At 56.6% G+C, this 20643-nt stretch carries 18 protein-coding genes; 11 read left to right on the forward strand and 7 right to left on the reverse strand.

The window, feature by feature from the left end; translation table 11 throughout:
- Positions 1 to 155 precede the first annotated feature (155 nt).
- A complete protein-coding gene (locus AC2IBB_RS06750; RefSeq protein WP_486332127.1) occupies positions 156 to 1631 on the forward strand; it encodes a carboxylesterase family protein in 1476 nt (491 codons plus the stop codon).
- A gap of 87 nt (positions 1632 to 1718) precedes the next feature.
- Here the strand turns inward: AC2IBB_RS06750 and metE are convergent, their stop codons facing one another.
- Positions 1719 to 4004 (reverse strand): 5-methyltetrahydropteroyltriglutamate--homocysteine S-methyltransferase, encoded by a 2286-nt coding sequence (gene metE, locus AC2IBB_RS06755; protein WP_486332128.1) that lies wholly within the window; start codon positions 4002 to 4004, stop codon positions 1719 to 1721.
- A 103-nt stretch (positions 4005 to 4107) separates the two neighbouring features.
- On the opposite strand from metE, the gene AC2IBB_RS06760 reads away from it, so the two are divergent.
- A complete protein-coding gene (locus tag AC2IBB_RS06760) occupies positions 4108 to 5001 on the forward strand; it encodes a LysR family transcriptional regulator (RefSeq protein WP_486332129.1) in 894 nt (297 codons plus the stop codon).
- A gap of 33 nt (positions 5002 to 5034) precedes the next feature.
- Here AC2IBB_RS06760 and AC2IBB_RS06765 read toward each other — a convergent pair whose 3' ends face one another.
- Positions 5035 to 6309: a cation:proton antiporter gene (locus tag AC2IBB_RS06765; RefSeq protein WP_486332130.1), complete on the reverse strand. Its 1275-nt coding sequence runs from the start codon at positions 6307 to 6309 to the stop codon at positions 5035 to 5037.
- Positions 6310 to 6533: 224 nt separating this feature from the next.
- Between AC2IBB_RS06765 and AC2IBB_RS06770 the strand changes: the two genes are divergently transcribed.
- From AC2IBB_RS06770 to AC2IBB_RS06780, 3 genes are all read left to right on the forward strand, one after another.
- Positions 6534 to 7400, forward strand: coding sequence for an MBL fold metallo-hydrolase (locus AC2IBB_RS06770; RefSeq protein ID WP_486332131.1), 867 nt, complete (start codon positions 6534 to 6536; stop codon positions 7398 to 7400).
- Entirely contained in the window at positions 7394 to 8080 is a 687-nt protein-coding gene (locus AC2IBB_RS06775) for a DsbA family protein (protein ID WP_486332132.1), read from the forward strand. The genes AC2IBB_RS06770 and AC2IBB_RS06775 overlap by 7 nt, the downstream gene beginning before the upstream one ends.
- 138 nt (positions 8081 to 8218) lie before the next feature.
- The gene (locus AC2IBB_RS06780; RefSeq protein ID WP_486332133.1) at positions 8219 to 9757 is read left to right on the forward strand and encodes a hypothetical protein; all 1539 of its coding nucleotides are present in this window, start codon (positions 8219 to 8221) and stop codon (positions 9755 to 9757) included.
- Positions 9758 to 9841: 84 nt separating this feature from the next.
- Here AC2IBB_RS06780 and AC2IBB_RS06785 read toward each other — a convergent pair whose 3' ends face one another.
- Positions 9842 to 10957 (reverse strand): alkene reductase, encoded by a 1116-nt coding sequence (locus AC2IBB_RS06785; RefSeq protein ID WP_486332134.1) that lies wholly within the window; start codon positions 10955 to 10957, stop codon positions 9842 to 9844.
- 13 nt (positions 10958 to 10970) lie between these two features.
- A complete protein-coding gene (locus AC2IBB_RS06790) occupies positions 10971 to 11381 on the reverse strand; it encodes a VOC family protein (protein WP_486332135.1) in 411 nt (136 codons plus the stop codon).
- A gap of 106 nt (positions 11382 to 11487) precedes the next feature.
- Here AC2IBB_RS06790 and AC2IBB_RS06795 point away from each other — a divergent pair, with 106 nt between their 5' ends.
- The gene (locus AC2IBB_RS06795) at positions 11488 to 12411 is read left to right on the forward strand and encodes a LysR family transcriptional regulator (protein WP_486332136.1); all 924 of its coding nucleotides are present in this window, start codon (positions 11488 to 11490) and stop codon (positions 12409 to 12411) included.
- Positions 12412 to 12457: 46 nt separating this feature from the next.
- On the opposite strand, the gene AC2IBB_RS06800 is transcribed toward AC2IBB_RS06795, so the two are convergent.
- Entirely contained in the window at positions 12458 to 14203 is a 1746-nt protein-coding gene (locus AC2IBB_RS06800) for an alkaline phosphatase D family protein (protein ID WP_486332137.1), read from the reverse strand.
- A 115-nt stretch (positions 14204 to 14318) separates the two neighbouring features.
- The gene (locus AC2IBB_RS06805) at positions 14319 to 15233 is read right to left on the reverse strand and encodes a LysR family transcriptional regulator (RefSeq protein WP_486332138.1); all 915 of its coding nucleotides are present in this window, start codon (positions 15231 to 15233) and stop codon (positions 14319 to 14321) included.
- 215 nt (positions 15234 to 15448) lie between these two features.
- On the opposite strand from AC2IBB_RS06805, the gene AC2IBB_RS06810 reads away from it, so the two are divergent.
- Complete coding sequence (locus AC2IBB_RS06810) at positions 15449 to 16153, forward strand: pirin family protein (protein ID WP_486332139.1); 705 nt, start codon at positions 15449 to 15451, stop codon at positions 16151 to 16153.
- Between the two features lie 80 nt (positions 16154 to 16233).
- On the forward strand, positions 16234 to 17217 hold the full coding sequence (locus AC2IBB_RS06815; protein ID WP_486332140.1) for a hypothetical protein: 984 nt from the start codon (positions 16234 to 16236) through the stop codon (positions 17215 to 17217).
- On the opposite strand, the gene AC2IBB_RS06820 is transcribed toward AC2IBB_RS06815, so the two are convergent.
- Positions 17206 to 17583 carry a lasso peptide biosynthesis B2 protein gene (locus AC2IBB_RS06820; RefSeq protein ID WP_486332141.1) on the reverse strand — a complete coding sequence of 126 codons (378 nt, stop codon included), beginning with the start codon at positions 17581 to 17583 and terminating at the stop codon, positions 17206 to 17208. The genes AC2IBB_RS06815 and AC2IBB_RS06820 overlap by 12 nt on opposite strands.
- A 307-nt stretch (positions 17584 to 17890) precedes the next feature.
- On the opposite strand from AC2IBB_RS06820, the gene AC2IBB_RS06825 reads away from it, so the two are divergent.
- The 3 genes from AC2IBB_RS06825 to AC2IBB_RS06835 all read left to right on the forward strand — a co-directional run bounded on the left by AC2IBB_RS06825 (position 17891) and on the right by AC2IBB_RS06835 (position 20617).
- Positions 17891 to 18586, forward strand: coding sequence for a hypothetical protein (locus tag AC2IBB_RS06825; RefSeq protein WP_486332142.1), 696 nt, complete (start codon positions 17891 to 17893; stop codon positions 18584 to 18586).
- A gap of 91 nt (positions 18587 to 18677) precedes the next feature.
- The gene (locus tag AC2IBB_RS06830; RefSeq protein WP_486332143.1) at positions 18678 to 19442 is read left to right on the forward strand and encodes a substrate-binding periplasmic protein; all 765 of its coding nucleotides are present in this window, start codon (positions 18678 to 18680) and stop codon (positions 19440 to 19442) included.
- A 140-nt stretch (positions 19443 to 19582) separates the two neighbouring features.
- On the forward strand, positions 19583 to 20617 hold the full coding sequence (locus AC2IBB_RS06835) for an IS630 family transposase (RefSeq protein WP_486332144.1): 1035 nt from the start codon (positions 19583 to 19585) through the stop codon (positions 20615 to 20617).
- The last annotated feature ends 26 nt before the right edge of the window (positions 20618 to 20643 follow it).

Genomic DNA, 20643 nt, shown 5'->3' on the forward strand with positions numbered 1-20643 from the left:
TAGAGCTGTCTTAGTAAGTATAGGCGCTCCTTTGAGGATTACATTTCACTACGGAAAGATGAAAGGCGTTACCTGGTTTCATGATCCAGGAACCGCTTTGCTCCACTGCCTTGGCTATAGTCATAGAGCTATGTTGCAAGCGCAAAGGAATCGCCATGAAAATCTCAATGTCTCTACTTCTCGCGGCGACGCTGTTCCTGGCGTCCGCCGTCTCCGCGGCGTTGACGCCCGTCAACGGAAAAATGGAAACCCCGCAAACTCTGAATGGCTTCGTACACTTTCCTGCTGATTATGACCCTCAGCGCGAAGAGGGTTATCCTCTGCTGATTTCTTTGCATGGACTGGGCGAATGCGGCGACGCCACTGTGAATAACGGTGATGGAACCTATTCCTTGAACATGCAAATTCTCAACAAGGTGTCGGGCGCCGGTGTCCCCAGGATGATACGGGATGGCCTGTGGGAGGCGTCGTCTCCGTTGATCGTGCTGGCGCCGCAGTTGCCGGCGGGCGGATCGGGAATCTGCGGTATGCATAAAAGCCGCTATGAACAAATCTATAACCATGCAGTGGCCAACTACAACATAGACCTGAATCGTGTTTATGTCACCGGCTATAGTCAGGGCGGCAATGGAACCTACAATGTGCTGCGGGATCGGCCGGACACTATCGCCGCCGCCGCCCCCATCGCCGCCTGGTATGCACAGGAATTCGACTGTGAAGCCATTCATCACGTCGCCGTCTGGGCGTTTCATGGCGATGAAGACGCGGTTATCGGTCATAACTCCGGTAAAAACGCCGTGGATAAAAAACTGAACGGCTGTGGCGACCCGGATTATCCGCCGATGTATCCCGCCAAGCTGACCAGCTTCGCGGGTGTTGGGCACAACTCCTGGGATGGCGCTTATGGTCTGAAGCTTAATCACACATTTAGAAACAGCGATGGCCAGGTTGTGGATAGCAAAAATTACTATCTTGAGCTGGCCTATGACCATAACGATCCTAATGTCGACGCCGCCGGGGCCTACGGTGGCGATGGGTATTATTATCACTACAACGAATTTGGCCGCCATGTCCTGTTTCACTGGCTGCTGAGCTTTAGCAAAGACGCCGGCGCGCCTCCCGATCCAGACCCGCAGCCGGGAGAGGGAGACGGCCTGTATCTGCGTCTGCACGGAGAGGATGTGCAGTGGGATCAATTTCGCCTGTTTGAAAGCGCCCTGTGGAGCGGAGAGTTCGACTTGCCCGCCATGGGGCTGGATAAACTGTCGCTGTCCTTCAGGGCGCTGAGCGGCGCCGCGCCGTCGCAATGGTACGTGCAGTTATGGGATACGCAGGTGAGGAAAGACCTGGGCGTGTCGTTGAACGACTACCTCAGCGTCGGGTCGGTCTGGAGCACGGTGGAAATTCCGCTTGCTGATTTCGCCGCCCAGGGCGTGGATTTGCGCCATGTGCAATGCGTGCGTTTGTTCTTTGGGCCGTCGACGCAGATGGATTTGGGGCTGGACGAAGTGAAGTTCACCGGCGCCGGAGAGGGTTTGATTTTTTTCGGCGCGCAGCATCAATCCACCGCTTATCGCGCCAATGGCGCACTCACAGTGGAGCTTGTCGCTGGTGAGGATAGTGACGGTTGATCGTCCTTGAAACGCGGAAAAAAGGAGAGGACCGGCGATGGCTTCGGTCCTCTGAATACGCTTGCGCGTTGGGGTGGTTAGGGAATATCAGGCGACGGCGGCGTCAGTTCGCAACTGCTTGGCCGCATTCACCATGTTTTGCAGAGCTGGCCGCACTTCCTCCCAGTTGCGGGTCTTCAGACCGCAGTCCGGGTTCACCCAGAGGCGGTGTGCGGGAATGCGCTCGGCGGCTTTACGCATCAACTGTACGATGTGCGTTTCACTGGGGATGTTCGGCGAATGGATGTCATACACGCCAGGGCCGATTTCGTTCGGGTATTTGAAGTTATCGAAGGCGTCCAGCAACTCCATGTCGGAACGGGAGGTCTCGATGGTGATGACGTCCGCGTCCATGCCGGCGATGGCTTCGATAATGTCGTTAAATTCGGAATAGCACATATGGGTATGAATCTGTGTTTCATCCGCGACGCCGTTGGCGGCGATACGGAAGGAGCTGACCGCCCATTGCAGATACTCCCGCCATTGCGCGCGCCTCAATGGCAAGCCTTCCCGTAACGCCGCCTCATCGATCTGAATGATGCGGACGCCGGCGCGCTCCAGATCCTGTACTTCGTTGCGGATAGCCAGCGCCAGTTGATAGCAGGTGAGGGCGCGGGGCTGGTCGTCTCGTACGAAAGACCAGTTCAGTATCGTCACCGGACCGGTCAACATGCCTTTCATCGGGCGGTCGGTAAGAGACTGAGCGTATTGGATCCACTCCACAGTCATTGCCTGTGGACGGCTGATATCGCCGAAAATAATGGGCGGTTTGACGCAGCGGGAGCCGTAGGACTGCACCCAGCCGAACTGGCTGAATACATAGCCGTCCAACTGCTCGCCGAAGTATTCCACCATGTCGTTGCGTTCCGCTTCGCCGTGCACCAGCACATCCAGGCCCAGCCCTTCCTGCTCTCTCACACAACGCTCGATTTCCTGCTGCATCAGGGTGCGGTATTCGGTTTCCTGCAATTCGCCCTGACGGAAACGGCGGCGCGCATTACGAATGTCCGCAGTTTGTGGAAACGAACCGATAGTGGTGGTCGGGAACGCGGGTAACTGCAGTCTTTGCGCCTGTTTAGCGGCCCGGGTCTGATAATCGCTGCGACGATCGCCCATTTCCGCAGTAATGGCTTCTACCGCTTCTTTCACCGCCGGATTGTGCACGCGGGGAGAGCCTTTACGGCGGTCGACACAGGCCTGGTTATCCGCCAGAGCATCCGCTACGGTATTGCGGCCTTCGCTGAGCGCCGTCGCCAGAATCTTTACTTCATCCAGTTTTTGCAGGGCGAACGCCAGCCAGGATTTAATCTCCGCATCCATCTTCTCCTCGCTGTCCAGGTCCACGGGAGAGTGCAGCAGAGAGCAGGACGGCGCCAGCCATAAACGCGATTGCAGCTTATCGTAAACCGGTTGCAGCCAGTCCAGGGTTTGATTGAGGTCGGTCTTCCAGATATTGCGCCCGTTCACCACGCCCAGAGACAACACTTTATGGCTGGGCAGCCAGTCGATCAGTTTACCGATTTCCGCACGTCCATTGATGGCGTCCACATGCAGGCCGCCTACAGGCAACTCGCAGGTCAGTTGCAGGTTATCCTGCAGTTGTCCGAAATAAGTCGCCAGCAGCAGTTTTGCTTTGCTGGACTTCAAAGTGTGATACGCGAGATTGAGCGCATATTTCCAATCGGCGTCCAGCTCAGTGACTAAAATAGGTTCGTCGATCTGCACCCATTCCACGCCCTGGCTCGCCAGCACGTCCAGCAGCGCGGCGTAGACCGGCAACAAACGCTCCAGCAGGTCGAGTTTATTGGAGGCGTCTTTGCTCTTGCCCAGCCATAAATAGGTCACTGGGCCGATAATGACAGGCTTGACGCTGGCGCCGGTCTGCTTGGCTTCAGCAATCTCCGCCAGCAGGCGTGAAGGATTGAGCGAAAACGCGGTGTCCGCGGTGAACTCCGGCACGATGTAGTGATAGTTGGTGTCGAACCACTTGGTCATTTCACCGGCATGCACGCAATGGCAATCGCTGTCCTGCGCCGAACGGCCGCGGGCGACCCGGAAGTAGTTGTCCAGCTCGTCGCCTTGCAGACGGCTGACTCGCTCGGGAATGACGCCGAGCGTGAAACTCATATCCAAGACCTGATCGTAGAAGGAGAAGTCGCCCACCGGAGCCAGGTCCAGTTGGGACTGATTACGCCAATGGCGCTGCCGCAGCTCCGCGCCGACTTTTAGCAGCTCTTCCTGGGAAATGCGTCCTTTCCAAAAATCTTCCTGGGCGAATTTCAGTTCCCGTTTGGCGCCAATGCGAGGAAATCCCAGGTTGTGAGTGGTAATCATGTCGTGCCTCCTATGTCGGTGACTTCAATCATAGAGACTCCGAATTATGAAAAATAATGTTAAGATTTCATCTATCTATTAAATGAATTCATAGGTTGCCAGCATGTTGGAACGTAATCATCTCGCCATCCTGCGCGAAGTGGACCGCCTGGGGTCACTGACCGCCGCCGCGGAAAGTCTGTGCCTGACGCAATCCGCCCTCAGTCATGCGGTGAAAAAACTGGAGCAGCAATTGGGCGCGGCGGTCTGGACTAAGGAAGGCCGCAATCTGCGTTTTACTCAGGCTGGAGAATATCTGTTGGCGTTGGCCAAGCGTCTGTTGCCGCAATTCGAGCACGCAGAGTTGGTGATGAGTCAGTTTTCCCAAGGGCAGCGGGGCGCTTTGCGCATTGGCATGGAGTGCCACCCTTGTTACCAATGGCTGCTGAAAGTCGTAGCCCCCTATCTGCAGCGCTGGCCGGATGTGGATGTGGACGTTAAACAGAAGTTCCAGTTCGGCGGTATCGGAGCGTTGGTCGGGTATGAAATCGATGTGCTGGTGACCCCTGACCCGGTGCGCAAGGATGGATTATCGTTTCAGCCGGTGTTCGATTACGAGCAGGTGCTGGTGGTCGGCGAGAATCATCCGCTGGCGCAGGCGCCGTTCGTCGAACCCGTCCATTTGCTGCAGGAGACTCTGATTTCTTATCCCGTGGACATTGATCGTCTGGATATCTATAACCAGTTCCTGTTGCCCGCCAACTGTAATCCCAGGCAACACAAGACGATCGAGACCACCGACATCATGCTGCAAATGGTGGCGGCGGGCCGGGGCGTGGCGGCGCTGCCGAAATGGCTGGTGGCGGAGTATGCGCAGAAGATTCCTGTGTGTCCGGTGCGACTGGGCCCCAAGGGCATCTCCAAACAGATATTTCTCGGCGTGCGTGAAGAGGACGCCGCGACGGGCTATCTGGCGTCCTTCGTCGCCATGGCCCGTGACGCGGAGTGGCGTGGCTAGAGCCGGTCAGCGTTGAGCGTTGTCCGGCGAGGCTCAGGTTTCCTCATGCCCAAAAGGGCGCCGGGTTGGGAACGTGGAGGTCTGTTTCTGCTCCGCGTTGGTCTCGTCGCGGTTGCGTTGGATGTAACGGCTGTATCGCTGCGCCAGCGGCGCGGCGGTGACGCCATGCAGCAATATGCTGAGCAGGATAGTCAGCACGGCGACGCTGAATAACTGGTCCTTGCCGGGGGCATGATCCTCCTGCATGACCAGCAGCACATAGAGCAAAGACGCCAGCCCCCGCGGCCCGAACCAGCCTAGAAACAGCTTGCTGGTGAACCGCAACCGGGTGCCGGTCAGACTGATGATCACAGGGAGAATGCGAATGACCGTCAGACTCGACAAGGCATAGAAAAAGTGCATCCAGGTCAGGTTCGGTAAGGCGTGAGGAATCATGATGGCGCCGAACAGGAGGAAATTGATCAGGCTGAGCAACTGGCCTTCGGTTTCCGCAAAACGATGCAGCGGCGCGCAGAAAATATGGGTGCGCGTGCCTACCGCCGCGCCCGCGCAGAAGGCGGCGATAAAGCCGTTGCCGCCGCACAGCTCCGCCAGGCCGTATGACGCCATGGCGGTAGCCAGCAGGCCCAGGCGTTGATAAGTGGGGCTGACCCAGCGCCGCCGCACGCCTATATCCAGGGCGCGCCCTGCGACCAATCCAACCGCAATGCCGAAGACGGGGCCCAGTAACAACTGCATCGCCGCCAGCTCCAGCCAATGGCTTGCGCTATGGTTTTCACCGATCAGCCAGGACAGGCCGATAACCAGCAAAGGCAGCGCCATGCCGTCATTGAGTCCGCTTTCCACATTGAACGCCTGACGGATGCGCACCGGCACGCGTTCGTTATTAATGACCGCCTGCCCCAGCGCCGCATCCGTCGGCGCCAGGATCACCGCCAGGGTGAAAGCGCCCGCCCAGCCCAGTTCGGGAAACATCGGATAAGCGATCAATGCGCCGAGGCCGATACATAACGGCAACCCCAAACCGAGCAGGCGCAGAGGAATATTATGCCCTTCCTTGAGCTGACGGAGATTGATGCGCGATGCGTCGGTAAACAACACCCATACCAGGGTCACCTCCGCCAACCAGTGCGCCAGACTCCACTCTGGGTCGGCGTCGAGCAGTCCCAGACCGCGATCGCTGAGCAGCAGTCCAGTCAGAGTAAAGAACAGGGGGGCGGTCAGGGGGCTTTGTTGCGACCAGCGGGACATCAGCGCGAAAGTAATGACTGCGGCGCCGAACAGCAGGAGCGTCAATTCAAAGTTCATGGATTATTTGTCATATCCCTTGGTGCGGAACAAAGATGAAATCTCAAGGACGTCATGTCTGTTATTTTGTACCTGCATCAGCGACTTAGCGCAACCATACAAGCTGGGTTCATCATAGATTCGCTTAATCTGTGCAACAAAGTTGTGCGGATATGCCCGTTTTTCCGCGCTTATCTGGAAATTATAGTGCTCCCATCAATTATTCATATGAGGAGTCACTGATCATGTTTCGCAAACTGCTTTTAGCCGCATCCGTCGCCGTTTCATTCACTGCCGCCGTTGAAGCGAAAGAACCGCTGCAATTGAAGGTTTACAACGCTGACGACAACAGTTTCAACGTCACTTCCACCGTCATCAGCGGAGAAACCGAAGCGGTCGTGGTGGACGCTGGATTCACCCGCGCCGACGCCTATCGCATCGCCGCTAATGTGCTGGACTCCGGTAAAACGCTGAAAACCATCTTGGTCAGCAACGCCGATCCGGACTATTACTTTGGCGTGGAAGTGCTGAAGGAAATCTTTCCGCAAGCCGACGTCGTGGCGCCGCCTGCGGTGCTGGAGCACATCAAGGCCAAACTGCCGTTCAAAGTGGAATTCTGGGGCCCGAAAATGGGCGCTAACGCGCCGCGCAATCCGGTTGTTCCCGCGCCGTTGAAAGGGACCTTTATCACCGTGGACGGAGAGAAACTGGAAGTGCGGGGTATGCAGGGCGAGCTGGCGCACCGTCCATACGTATGGGTGCCTTCTTTGCGGGCGATTGTCGGTAATGTCGGCGTGCTGGCGGACATGCATGTGTGGATGGCGGATACGCAGAAGCAAAGCGAACGCGACGCCTGGGTTGCGCAACTGGACGAAATGAAAGCGCTGCACCCGGCTATCGTGGTGCCCGGACACATGCTGCCGGATTCCGATATGGACGTGAGCGCCATCGATTTCACCCGCACTTACCTGAAGCGCTTTGAAGAAGAAGCCAAGGACGCTAAAAACGCAGACGCACTGATGCAGGCGATGGAGCAGGCGTATCCGAAGCTGGAAACCGGCATTGCTCTGGAAATCAGTGCGAAAGTCGAGAAAGGGGAGATGAAGTGGTAGAACTCGACTATTTCTACGACCCTATCTGCGGGTGGTGCTACGGCGCCGCTCCGCTGATCAGCAAGGCTCGGGAAATGATGCCGGTTAATCTGCGCGCCGGCGGGTTGATGATTGGCGCCAATCGACAACCGGTGAATGAATCGCTGCGGCGTTATGTCATGCCCCATGACCAACGGATTCAGGCGCTGACAGGTCAGCCTTTTGGAGACGCCTACTTCAATGGCCTGTTGCGGGATCAGGATGCCGTATTCGATTCCGAACCGCCGATCCGCGCGGTGCTGGCGGCGGAAAGCCTGGGCGGCGACGCACTGGCGATGCTGCACCGCCTGCAGCGGGCGCATTATGTCGAAGGCGAGCGCATCGCCGATCTGGCGACCTTGACCCGGCTGGCGCAAAACATCGGCCTCGACGGCGAACGCTTCACCGCGCAGATGTCCGTCAACGCCAGCTCCGCCGCCGCGCATATTCAGGCGACGCGACGGGAGATGACGCGCCTGAGCCTGCGCGGCTATCCCTCACTGGCGCTGATTATCGACGGCTCAGTGGTTCCGGTCGCCGTCGGTCCCCATCTCGGCAAACCGGACGCCTTCGTCGCTCATCTGGAAGCGTTGATAGGAAGCAAGACGCAGAAAGACGACACGGATGATGCGCCCTTCTGTACGCCTGACGGCTGTTCCTGAGACATTCATCTATCCGGGCAAGGACGCCCGTTGCAACCATTATCAGACGTTTCGGTTCCTATTCTGAATAGCGCGCAACCGCTCTCAAGCGAGACGGGAAGCGATGGTTTGTATTGGTCTTATAAGGAAATTACTGTGATGAAGAAGTTAATAGCGGCGGGTTTGTTGAGCTGTCCGGCCCTGGGTTTTGCAATGGAAATCAGTGCGCCGATAGTGGGCAATGCAACCTTTTCCGATAACGACGTCGATGGGCGTTTTGAATCCATTTATTCCACCAGTTATCTATACGCGCACTGGCGCAACGTTAACTACCTGAATCAACGTTATACACGGCGCGCGGTCATCGAGATAGATCTGAGCGCGTTTCCGGACGATCGTCAACTGGAGCATGCGTGGCTTGAGTTTGATCTGAAGGGATACAGCAATAAGCCGAATGTAGGGTTTTGGGGATACCGCGGCGACGGCGCGCTGGATTTATCCGATGCGGAAAGAGGAGAGGCATTGCTTGCGACTCAGGCCATTGATAACACGGGCATTTGGCGGGTGGACTTGAGCCGCTATGCGCGCCAGTTGAAGGCTGAAGGGAAACGCTATCTCGGCGTAAATATTCGCTCCACCAACGAGGGTAAAAGGGATAACACCTACGACGATGAAATCTTTTTTCCGGGATACCCGAGCAACAGCAATGTATTCAAAGGCGTTCGCTTCTTTATGAACGATGAACCCGGCGCGCCCTACACTCCCGACAATGTATTGTTCCAGCGCCATTTTGATTGGGGAATGCCTTCCCAGGACGAGGGTTTTCAGTTCCGAAGCAGCAACCGAGGCGGGCGCGTGAGCGTCGTCAATGGCCGTTTGCGGATGGATCAGACTAACTATTTCTCCACGCCAACGGCGAATGAAATGGACTGGTCGGTGGACCTCAGTAACGCCTCACAAGTCACCCTGAGCTTTTATCAGGCTGAAACCAGCGATGAAGCCGCGATGCTTCCCGAGAGCTTTTCCGGCTCAGTGGAGGGAGATGGCGTCAGCATCAGCAACAATGGCGTGGATTGGTATCCGGTCGTCAATGCAGACCGGCTCGACCTTGGCGCTGTCGGCGGGCGGATTGACGTTGATCTGGACGCTGAGATCGAGCGTATTCGCGCCACGCTGGATTCGACCTTTGAATACGGGCCCGACTTCAAAATACGCTTCCAGCAATTTGGCGTCAGCAAGTTTGGCTACGACGGCAGAGACTGGGGAGATTTGTTATTGACGGGCATGCATGCCGGCGAGGCGACGGACCTGGAAGCGGCGTTCGCCGCTCCGGTGGAAACGGTAGTCAACGCCGACACTGAGGTTAAATTCAATATCACTAATCTGGGCTCTTATAAGGCGGTGGGCGCACATGCGAAACTGACTTTACCGGTAAGCGCCCGCACCCTGTCCACACCTGCCGGATGCGAACGCGCAGGCGGCCTGATCACTTGTTTCGCTGGCGAACTCGAAGCGGGCGCGGAGAAAGAATTCGTATTGTCTTTCAGGCCCAGCCAGGAAGGGAGCTTGCCCATGTCGCTCACCGTGGGCGCGGCGACAAACGACCCTATAGAGCAGAATAACGTTTCGGACCATGATATTCCTGTCCTGGCTGGACCTGCTCTCGTACCGGCGGATGTTCAGTTGAATCCAAATTAAGCCTGCTTTTCAGGATAAACAGGCCGATGGCGGCCTGTTTATATCTCGACTCGCTGACTTAACCGTTTTTAAACCCACTTAGTTTCATGTTGCTTGCGCGACGCCGCTATAGGCGGGGTAGTCCGTATACCCCGCCGCATCGCCCCCAAACAGGGTGGAGGGATCGGTGATGGCGTTCAGCTCCAGGTTGTGCTGCAGACGGTAGGGCAGGTCTGGATTCGCTAGGAACATGCGTCCGAAAGCGACATAGTCAGCGTGGCCCGCTTTGAGGATCGCGTTGGCTTTGTCGGCGTTGTAATTGCCCGCCACGATCACCGCGCCGCTGTAGACTTCCCGTAGATGGCGGCGGAAACTGTCCGGCACGGGAGGGGCGTCGTCCCAGTCCGCTTCCGCCAGATGGATATACGCCATGCCCAGCTCGTTGAAAGTTTTCGCCGCCGTCAGGATGGCCACAGGCGCTTCCGGATCGTCCATGCCTCTCTGAGTGATGAACGGCGATAAACGGATGCCAACCCGATGCGCGCCGATGGCGTCGCATACCGTACGCGCCACCTCCTGCACGAAACGGATACGCTTGTCGAGGCTGCCGCCATAATCGTCGTCGCGCTGGTTGGCGGTGGCGCGCAGGAACTGGTCGATTAGGTAGCCATTGGCGCCGTGAATCTCCACGCCATCAAATCCCGCCTCCATGGCGTTAAGCGCCGCCTGTCGGTAGTCTCGGATAATCGCCTGGATGTCCGCCTGAGTGAGGGCGCGGGGAGTGGGGCAATCCAGCATCTGACCCACTCCGTCCTCGCCTACGATCCAGACTTTGGCGTCAGGGGCGATGGCGGAAGGCGCAACCGGCATGCCGTCTTCATGCAATGAGGCGTGCGACATTCTGCCGACATGCCAGAGCTGGCAAAAAATCCGTCCGCCGGCGGCGTGGACGGCATCGGTAACTTTGCGCCAGCCGGCGATCTGCGCGTTGGTGTAGATCCCTGGCGTGAAGGAGTAGCCCTTGCCGTGTGCGGAAATCTGCGTGGCTTCGCTGACGATCAAGCCGGCTCGCGCCCGCTGGGCGTAATAGATCGCCATGAGATCGCGAGGCGCGTCTTCAGGTTGAGCCGTGCGGGCGCGGGTCATCGGCGCCATGACAATGCGGTTGGCGATGTCCAGTGCGCCAATAACGCCCGGGTTAAACAGTAATGGGTAATGCATGGGAATACTCCGCTCAAGAGGGATAAGGGGTTTTGTCTTCGGCGAACAACAGTTCCAGCTTCAGTCCCTCCGGACCTTCCACAAAAACCTGATGTTCCCGTGAAGCGGGCGCGGTGCGCTCGCTATACGTCGCGCCGTGATGCCGTAAACGGGATAAGAGTTGCTCGTAATCGGCGCCCGCCAGCGCCACATGATCAACGGCGCCGGGTCCTTCCAATGTGTTATCGCCAAGATAGGCGGCCTGCTCTTCGTCCGACGCATCCGCGCCGACCAAATGAACGATGGGACGGTCGTCGCTGTACAGCCAGGCGCCGGGAAAGCGGAAGCCGGGACGGTCGCCGTTCCTGAGCCCGATAACCTCTACGAGAAACGTCGTCATGGCCGTCAGGTCTTGTGTGCGAATCAGAACATGATTGATATACATGGGAGTCACTCTGTTGACGGAAGCTGATGTAATGCAGCCTAATGCTTATAGAAAAAGTTGATAATCGTCGTATATGTGTAATCTGTTTTCGTAAAAGCTGAATAATATGAGCAAGATTGACGACATTGAGCTGTTTGTCAGAGTGGTGCGCGCAGGCGGACTGGCGGCTGCCGGACGGGAAGTGGGCCTGTCGCCGGCGAGTATGACGGCGCGCATGAATGCGCTGGAGGCCCGTTATCAGACCCGGCTATTGCAGCGCAGCACCCGCAGCATCGCATTGACCGAGGCGGGCGCGCGTTTTTACGAGGCGGGTCAGCGGGTTGTGACGGAAATGGCGCAGGCGGAAGCGGCTCTGCGGGAGAAAGAAGGGGAGCTGCGCGGCTCACTGCGCGTCACCGGCACCTCAGATTTTGGCCGGCAGTATGTGGCCCCGGCGCTGGCGCAGTTTGTCAGCCTGCATCCCCAAGTGCGACCCACTTTGCATCTACATGACGGGGTGGTGAATCTGATTGAAGAAGGTTTTGATCTCGCCATTCGTTACGGCAACCTGCCGGACAGTAATCTCATTGTGCGCCCTCTGGTGGCTGACAATCGGCGCGTGCTTTGCGCGTCGCCTGCGTATGTGGCGTCATTTGGCCAGCCGCAAACGCCGGAAGATCTGCTGGGGCATCGTTGTCTGGTGATGACGCGTTTTGGGGAAATGTTGACGGAGTGGCGCTTTCAATCCGACTCAGGCTGGCGAACGCTGACCGTGGAGGCCTTTCTGGCGAGCAACGATGGCGCGCTGATCCGCCAATGGGCATTGGCGGGGTTGGGTATCGCGCTGAAATCCTGGTGCGATGTGAGTCGGGATATAACGGAAGGACGGCTGCTCCAACTGTTGCCGGATCAGGTTGTCGGCCTGCATGGCGCAGACACGGGCGCAGTGGGGCTGCAGATGATCTACCCCAGCCGTAAGTACACGCCAGCCTGCGTAAAGGCGTTTATGGATTATCTGGGCGAGTTCGTAAACAGCGAAGCCGGCCTGTGAGGCCGGCGTATCGTCTAGCCGCGGGAGACAGGGCCTGATTAATTCATCAGACTTTAATCAACTTGCGGTCATTTTGCCCCGGCAGCGTTTTATAACTGACGGAACGCGCGGCGGCCAGCTGGTAGGTCGGGCTCTTCACGGTGTCGACAAAACGCCAGTCCGCCCTGGCTTCGTCTGCGGTGAATGTCGTCAGCAGGTAGCCGCGCTGATTGACGTTCAGATACCGCAAATCGCTCACCAGCGTGGTCACGCCCAGTTCGGTCTGGGCAATCGTGGTCGCGTCATCGGGCAGGGAAAGGTAAGTTTCCAGACCGGGAGAGGACACCGAGGCGGTGGCGAACTCCACGCCGACATGGTCGCCGGACAGGGTTTTCAGATCGCTGGCCCAGGCGTTGTGAGTGTCTCCCGCCAACGCCACCAGATTCTTGTTCATGGCTTTCGCCGTCTCAAACAAAACTTCCCGCTCTGCCGCGTAGCCGTCCCAGGCGTTCAGGTTGTAAGGCAGTACGGTTTCCACTCTTGCGCGTTTCGCATCCGTCACGCTGGGATCGCCCATCAGGATACGGCCCTTGATATTCGCCAGCTCGGCGAAAGCCGGCAGGATGGTGTTGGGGTCTGGGTCCAGCAGTTGCGTCAGCAGTTCCGCGGGCAGCAGCATGCGTCCCATCAGTATTTGCTGGCCCAGCACCTGCCAGGTGGCGTTGGACGCGGCCATGGCGTTCTGCAGCCAGTTGCGCTGTTCCGCGCCCAGCAGCGTGCGGTTGGCGTCGCTGACGTCTGCGCTGAACTGAGGCGCGTTGAAGTTCCCGCTGACCGGGTCCAGATAGTCGAGATAATCCAGCTGTTTGTCGCGGGCGAGCACCCGGGTGTCGAGCATGTAGAGGGACACCAGATCGCCGAACTGAAACTGGCGATAGATGATTTCCTGATTATCCTCCACAACAGGTCGAATCGGCATCCACTCGAAGTAAGCCTGCAGCGCCGCTATTTTGCGATCCTCAAACTCGCCTTCGCCCTCATCGTGGTTTTTGGCGCCGGACTTCCAGGTGTCGTCGGCGACCTCATGATCGTCCCAGACGGTGATGAACGGCGTTTTGTGATGCAGCGCCTGCAGGTTGGCGTCGCTGCGATATAGCGCATAGCGCTTACGGTAGTCTGCGAGGGTCAGGATTTCGTTGGCGTTGTCGTCCGGCAACGTGCGTCCTATCGCGGCGGCGTCTTCCGTCGCATAACCGCCGGCGCCGTATTCGTAAATGTAGTCTCCCAGATGTATGACGGCGTCCAGGTCGTCATGCAACGCCGCCTCCGCGTATACGTTGAAGTGTCCGGCGGGGTAATTGGCGCAGGAGAATACGGCGAACTTCACCTGTTCCGGGCTGACCGTCGGTAAGGTTTTGGTGACGCCCGGCGGTGAGGTCGCGCCGTTTGCGGTGAAGCGGTAGTAGTAAGTTGCTCCGGGTTGTAGGTTCAACACGTCTACTTTGACGGTGAAGTCCTGAGCGGCGGAGGTCTGCGTGGTTCCTGTGTGGAGCAGGTTGGTGAAGCCTGCGTCGTCCGCCACTTCCCAGGATACCGACACCTCGGCGCCGGCATCGTCAGGGAGGGCGCGGGTCCAGATGATCACCCGGTCGCTGAGCGGGTCGCCGCTGGCGACGCCATGGCTGAAGCTTACCTGATAGGGCGCATTGCCGTCGTCATCGGAGCTGCATCCCATCAGACCAGTGGATATGGCCAACGCCCCCATGCCGGCGGCGGTGACTTTGATAAAGTCGCGTCTGCTTATTCTTTTCATTATTCCTTTCTCTGTCCTGCTTGTGAAAGTCGCGCGGAAGATAGAGGGATAATGTTACATAAATATTTAATTTTGCTAGAAAATTCGGGCTTATTTCAGAAACTTGTGCGAATCGTCACGAAATCAGATCCCAATAGGGCGGATCGCCAAAACGGTCCTGCATGAACTTGACGAAGACGCGAACCCGGGCCGCCAAATGCCGGTTAGGCGGGTATAACAGGCTCAGATAAACCGGCGGCGCCTGATACTCCGGCAGCACGGTCACCAGACGTCCCGTCTGCAATTCCGGGCCGGCGATAAACGTGGGCAACAAGGCGACGCCAAGCCCCGCCACGGCGGCGTCGCGCAGGGCTTCCGCGTTATTGCAGCACAGCACCCCGTTCACCCGGACGCTGGTTTCCGGGGCGTCGCCGCGACGCAGCCGCCAGGTATAGCCGGAGGCGAGGTTGCCGTAATGCAGGCAAGGGCGACTGGCGAGTTCTTTGATGGTGCGAGGGCGACCATGCTGTTGCAGATATCCCGGCGACGCGCACAACAGGCGTTTTGCTTCAACGATGGTGTGCTCAATCAACGAAGGCGCTTCGCGGGTTTCCGCTACTCTCACCGTAATGTCGAAGCCTTCCGAAACTGGGTCGACAAAACGGTCGTCCAACACCAGGTGTACGCGGATGTTGGGGTAGCGCGTCATGAAGTCCGCCAGGGCGGAACTCAAATGCAGGGTGCCGAAGGACATGGGCGCGTTGATTTTCAAATCGCCCTGCGGCTCCGCATGATCGGATTGAATGGCGGTTTCCGCTTCCTGCAGATCGTTAAGAATGGATTTGGCGCGCAGATAAAACGCCTGTCCGGTCGGGGTGAGAGAGACTTGACGCGTCGTGCGGGCCAGCAGGGTGACGCCCAGTTCGTCCTCCAGCGCAATCACCTGTCGATTCACCTGCGAGCGCGACAGTCCCATCTCTCGCGCCGCCTTGGCGAAGCTCTCAGCTTCCGCCACCTTTACGAAGGCTGTAAGCCCCGCCAGTTTGTCCATGGTTTCCTCTCAATTGCCGTTTTCGGTTCAGTCTTTGTTTTGCGTGTACAAATACTGGTGTGCGTACACAAATATTGGCGTACGCGCTCAAGTATTAGCGTACGCCCTTAAAAATTGTCGCATATATGGCGACACTATGGCTCATTTGTGACTAATTGTTTACTAATATGAGAGGTTTATACTGTCTCCATGCAACGAATACAGGAGGAGACAGTATGAATATTCGCAGATCACACGAGCGTGGCGTCGCCAATTTCGGTTGGCTGCACTCAAAGCATACGTTTTCGTTTGGACATTACTTCGACCCAGCGCATATGGGCTTTGGTCCTTTGCGCGTGATCAATCAGGATCAAGTGACGCCAGGCGCAGGTTTCGACACGCATGGGCATAGCGATATGGAGATCATTTCCTATGTCGTGTCCGGCGCTTTGGAGCACAAAGACAGCATCGGCAACGGCTCGGTTATCGTCCCTGGAGAACTGCAACGGATGACTGCGGGAACCGGCATTCGTCATAGCGAATACAACCAGTCGCGGACAGAGGGCGTGGAGTTCCTGCAGATCTGGATTTACCCGGAGCAGAAAGGGCTCAAACCGGGTTACGAACAGAAGGCGTTTGCGCCAGATTCCATGACCGGCGCCTTTCGCCTGATAGGCAGTCGCGATGGTGCGCAAGACTCGGTGACGATCCATCAGGATGTCAACCTGTACGCCGCCCGCCTTGATGGCGCAGAGTCTGTGTCTCTTGATATTGACCCGCAGCGAGGCGTGTGGGTGCAGGTCGTCAAAGGGAGTGTGGCGCTGAACGGGGAAGCGCTGACGGGAGGCGATGGCGCGGCGCTGGAAAACGTCAGTCAGCTCAACTTCACTAACGCGGAGAATGCGGAAGTGCTGGTATTTGATATGGAAATGCAGGCGTAGAAGAGCGAGAGTCTCGATCCTGCAGGGAGGAACCCGTTAATATCCATGGGGTTGTCAAATGCAAACAAGGATAGGTGTCGATGCTGATCCCCTATGAACTAACCACGGTGAACGAGCGTTTGCTGTTACGATGGATCAATCCCGACCGACTGGAGCTGCGGCCGGGATTTTTTCATGAGGCGGTGGAGGCGCTGCCGCAAGAGGAACAATGCGCCGGGTTGACCCACTTTGAGGAACGGCTGAACGGGGTGGGCGTGGAGACGCCGCCAGCGGGCCTGATTTTTCATACCAGCCGATGTGGCTCCACCTTGGCGTGTCAGATGTTGAAGCAGCATCCGCAGGCATTGGTGCTGGGGGAGCCGTTTCTGCTGAACCAGATTGTTCGCCATCAGCGTCTATCCCCCTCGCTCAAAGTAGACGCGCTACGCCGTTGCGTTGGCCTATGGGCGCAATGGGCGGCGGAGATGGGGCGGCGATTGGTGATCAAGTTGTCTTCCTGGAACCTGATGCATATTGATCTCTATCAGCGCGCATTTCATTGTCCGTCGCTTTGTCTTTATCGCGATTATCTATCCGTGCTGGAGTCTCTGTTGCGGGGGACGCCCAAATGGCTCACCGCAGACTGGCCGCCACCGCCATTTACCGGCGCCAACGCGGAGCTATTGCCGGATGCATCCTTGCTGACGCCGCAACAATCTGAAGTCCCATCGGCGGATATAAGATTGCTTGGCGCCGCGGCAGGGACATACCTGGGGTTCGCCCAGGCGATGCTGGCGGCGTTGGCGTCTGATGCGTCAGTGCGGGCGATGGGGTATGAATCTATTGCGGACGCTTCAGCAGCGCTGGCTGAGCATTTCGGCTTGGAGTCATATTCAGGTTTAGAGCAGGATATGCGGGAAGCGACCCAGCGCTATTCGAAAGGCGACTCTGTATACGAACCGCATGACACAAGGGGGGAGTTAAAACGTCTGGATGTGCAGCTTGAGCAACACTACCCAGCCATGAAAATTGCCCTGCAAGAGGTTTATTCGCGCCTGCAGTCTCATCGCCAATTACTCGGCTGATAAAAATCGCGGCAGGTAGGTGGAAGCCTTCACATAGCTCTCGCTGTCGGCGCCGCCTGTAATGATGGCGCGATCCACTCTGAGCCAGGCATGTGCTTTCAAGCTACTGTCAGAACCGTTTTCTTTAAGAACGCCCAGATGGATAACGTAAGGCGTCTTGTAAAACCCCAGCAGCGTTCTGGCCATAATCGCCTGCGCCAGACACATACACTCCCACGGCGTATAGCGGGCGACCAAACGGCAAACGGCCCCGATGCGTCGCGCCAATAATTGTTGCTCCGCAGGGGTGTAAAACAGCGCCTCATGATTCGCAGACGCGCGCCCCAAAACCCAGGCGAAACGCCGAAACGGTAACCCCCAAATCATCACACGCACCATTGCGCTGTACGGAAACAAAAACGCTAGCCACAACTTCTCTTGGCGCGGAAGCCGCCAGACGGTTTGGAGTTTACGCAATAGGGTTGTCATAGAACTGGGCATTTCGCTGCGCTTTTATGCATTAATGGATGTCATCATAATGGTTTTAGTGTAGTTGAAGTCAGGTGGTATTAATTAGGCAGACAAATAGATTTCTTCTATTTTTCTTCCGCGGCTAGCCGCCGCGCAGACGCATCCCTGCGCCTGATTATTAACATGCCAATATCATTGCCATATTAATAACAAGGGGAAGACCTTGATCGATAATGAACAAATCAGAAGTCAGTTGACGGCGGAGTTGAATGAGGCGCGGCGGAACCTGGCGGCTCCTTCGGAATTTCTTGCGCCACTGGTGCAGTACTTCGATGCGCAGAAAAATGCGGATATCGCCGGGAAGCTGGCGGTAGATCTGCTGGAGGCTTTTGATTACTGGCGTAACCCAGAGCAGTGGAGTGAGCCGCAGGCCCCGATCAAAGCCGCGTGCATTGAGTGGTATTACGATGGAAACGACCCGCCGGAAGCGCTTGGTTATGTCTATGCCTCTGTGAAAAACGCCATGGACGAAGACCCTGACTTCGGCGTCCGACTGATTGACGGCTCCTGCGGGTTTGAGCTGCCGGAAGCCTGCTTCCCTCTATATGAGTTCTACGAAGCTCACCGGGACGATGAGAATTTTCCTGAAGAAGAATATGAAGCGATTTACCAACTTTATGAACGCCGCGTGTTTTACTGCCTGCATATTGCGTTGGCGAACGTGACGCGGTCAGAGCGTTTCAAGGCGCTGTCTGTTGATCGCCCCTTTTACTTTTACGCCAATGAGCACTGTGACTCTCCTCACTTGCTTTTTATCCTGGATGAAGAGACGGCATTGAGCGAGGCCTATGAGCTGGGGCGCTCCGAGGCAATATACATTGATGAACTATCTGACTGGGCCTCGTCGCTGACCTCATAGTCGACGCCCGCAAGCGCGCCAACTTGCCCCCTTGAGTGTCGCTGTTTATGCTTTTTAGACAGAAATAACCTCTGCAGAGTCTCAGTAGCTTATGGTGCGAACTCGTGGCGTAGTCCTGGCATTGGCGCTCATTTTCGCCGGGTATACCTCATCCGCCGCTGAGACGGCTCGCATCGCTATTGGCGAATGGCCGCCTTATCTTTCTGAAGAACTGCAGCATTACGGTATGGCGGCGCATATTGCGGAAGTCTGCTTCAAGGCCGCGAATGTTGATGTAGAAGTTGGCTTCTTCCCCTGGAATCGGGTGGCGTTGTTTGTGGAAAACGGACTTTGGGACACTTCTATCCTTTGGGTGAAAACCGAAGAACGGGAAAAAATTTACCTGTTCTCCGATGTGATTTTTGAAGGCTCCGCTGTTTTCTTTTACGCCAAAGCGCAACCTATGCAGTGGCGCGACTACAAGGATCTGGTGGGACTCAAATTCGGTGGCCTGATGAGCGCCAGCTACCCCTGGTTTGAAGCCGCCAAAGAACAGGGAATCAACCTGGAAATGGAAGTCGTATCCGACGAACGTCTCAACTTCGCCAAACTACTCACCGGCCGCATAGACGCCTTCTCCCTGGATAAGTACGTCGGCCTGTATATCCTGCACAAAAACTTTCCCCGGGAATCCAACCTCATCACCTACAACCCCACCCCCATCGAATCCTGGCCCTACCGACTCATCTTCACCAAAAATCCACGGGGAGAAAAAATGCGCAACGCCTTCAATAAGGGACTCAAAATAGTCCAGGAAAACGGCCTGCTGGAGCAGCTGTTGGACGATGCGGCTAATGGGCGGTATGTTGCGCGTTAGGTTAGACAGAATGCCGATCTTATGTAGCAGCGGAGAATAGTGATTCTTTATCTTTATGAATAGAGCATTGAGGACGAGATAAAATGTTGGACTTGTTAGCTATTAACCTGGCATCGATATAGGCATGATACAATGCCCATATGATTATAGAAGACGCTCGCTCATTACCTGCCGCAGCGCAGGAAGAAAAAAGAAAACAGGCCGTGCGACTGCGCAAGCAGGGGTATAGCTATCAGGAAATAGCCGATAAGGTCGGTGTCCATAACCTGACGGTGGGAAAGTGGATTAGAGCTTATGAAGCGCAAGGGGTTAGCGGGATTAAATCCAAGCCCCGGGGACGAGAGCCCGGTTCGGGACAGCGATTGACGCCAAGCCAGGAGAACCGAATCAGATGTTTGATTGTCGATAAAAGCCCGGACCAGCTCAAGCTGGAGTATGCGCTCTGGACCCGTAAGACGGTGCAACAGCTTATTGCGCAGGAGACGGGAGAGCACTTGGCGATCCGAACGGTTGGCAGTTATCTGACCGCCTGGGGTTTCACGCCGCAGAAGCCGGTGAAGAAAGCGTATGAGCAAAACCCGTATCAAGTCGATAAGTGGCTGAAGGAGGAATACCCGGTCATCAGCGGACGAGCGAAGGCGGAAGGGGCGGAGATCTATTGGGGGGATGAAACGGGGCTGCGAAGCGACGCTCAACATGGGCGGGGCTATGCGCCGAAAGGGAGAACACCGGTGATTCGCCTGAACGCCAAGCGTGAGTCGGTCAATATGATCTCAGCGATCAGCAACCAGGGCAAAGTGCGGTTTCAAATCTATGACGGCTCAATGGACGCAGACCGGTTGATAGGGTTCATGAAGCGGCTGATCCAAGACGCCCAACGGAAGGTCTTCCTGATACTGGACAATTTGAGAGTCCATCACGCCAAGGTTGTGAAGGCTTGGCTTGAGGAGAATGAGGATCGTATAGAAGTGTTCTATTTACCCGCCTATTCCCCGGAATTGAACCCGGACGAATACTTGAATTGTGACTTAAAAGCGGGAGTTCACAGTGGTAAGCCGGCACGAAAGAAAGGGGATCTCAAAAAGAAAGTTCGATCCCATATGTGTATGTTACAAAAGAAGCCTTCGAGGGTGAAAAAATACTTTAACCACCCAAGCATCAAATATGCGGCATAGAATGCCTATATCGATGCCGGATTAAT

The sequence above is a fragment of the Hahella sp. NS-SX17 genome (assembly GCF_057367735.1).

Excerpts from the sequence above, each read along its gene's own strand:
- AC2IBB_RS06750 (WP_486332127.1), top strand. The coding sequence starts at position 156 with ATGAAAATCTCAATGTCTCTACTTCTCGCGGCGACGCTGTTCCTGGCG.
- metE (WP_486332128.1), bottom strand. The coding sequence starts at position 4,004 with ATGATTACCACTCACAACCTGGGATTTCCTCGCATTGGCGCCAAACGG.
- AC2IBB_RS06760 (WP_486332129.1), top strand. The coding sequence starts at position 4,108 with ATGTTGGAACGTAATCATCTCGCCATCCTGCGCGAAGTGGACCGCCTG.
- AC2IBB_RS06765 (WP_486332130.1), bottom strand. The coding sequence starts at position 6,309 with ATGAACTTTGAATTGACGCTCCTGCTGTTCGGCGCCGCAGTCATTACT.
- AC2IBB_RS06770 (WP_486332131.1), top strand. The coding sequence starts at position 6,534 with ATGTTTCGCAAACTGCTTTTAGCCGCATCCGTCGCCGTTTCATTCACT.
- AC2IBB_RS06780 (WP_486332133.1), top strand. The coding sequence starts at position 8,219 with ATGAAGAAGTTAATAGCGGCGGGTTTGTTGAGCTGTCCGGCCCTGGGT.
- AC2IBB_RS06785 (WP_486332134.1), bottom strand. The coding sequence starts at position 10,957 with ATGCATTACCCATTACTGTTTAACCCGGGCGTTATTGGCGCACTGGAC.
- AC2IBB_RS06790 (WP_486332135.1), bottom strand. The coding sequence starts at position 11,381 with ATGTATATCAATCATGTTCTGATTCGCACACAAGACCTGACGGCCATG.
- AC2IBB_RS06795 (WP_486332136.1), top strand. The coding sequence starts at position 11,488 with ATGAGCAAGATTGACGACATTGAGCTGTTTGTCAGAGTGGTGCGCGCA.
- AC2IBB_RS06800 (WP_486332137.1), bottom strand. The coding sequence starts at position 14,203 with ATGAAAAGAATAAGCAGACGCGACTTTATCAAAGTCACCGCCGCCGGC.
- AC2IBB_RS06805 (WP_486332138.1), bottom strand. The coding sequence starts at position 15,233 with ATGGACAAACTGGCGGGGCTTACAGCCTTCGTAAAGGTGGCGGAAGCT.
- AC2IBB_RS06810 (WP_486332139.1), top strand. The coding sequence starts at position 15,449 with ATGAATATTCGCAGATCACACGAGCGTGGCGTCGCCAATTTCGGTTGG.
- AC2IBB_RS06815 (WP_486332140.1), top strand. The coding sequence starts at position 16,234 with ATGCTGATCCCCTATGAACTAACCACGGTGAACGAGCGTTTGCTGTTA.
- AC2IBB_RS06820 (WP_486332141.1), bottom strand. The coding sequence starts at position 17,583 with ATGATTTGGGGGTTACCGTTTCGGCGTTTCGCCTGGGTTTTGGGGCGC.
- AC2IBB_RS06830 (WP_486332143.1), top strand. The coding sequence starts at position 18,678 with ATGGTGCGAACTCGTGGCGTAGTCCTGGCATTGGCGCTCATTTTCGCC.
- AC2IBB_RS06835 (WP_486332144.1), top strand. The coding sequence starts at position 19,583 with ATGATTATAGAAGACGCTCGCTCATTACCTGCCGCAGCGCAGGAAGAA.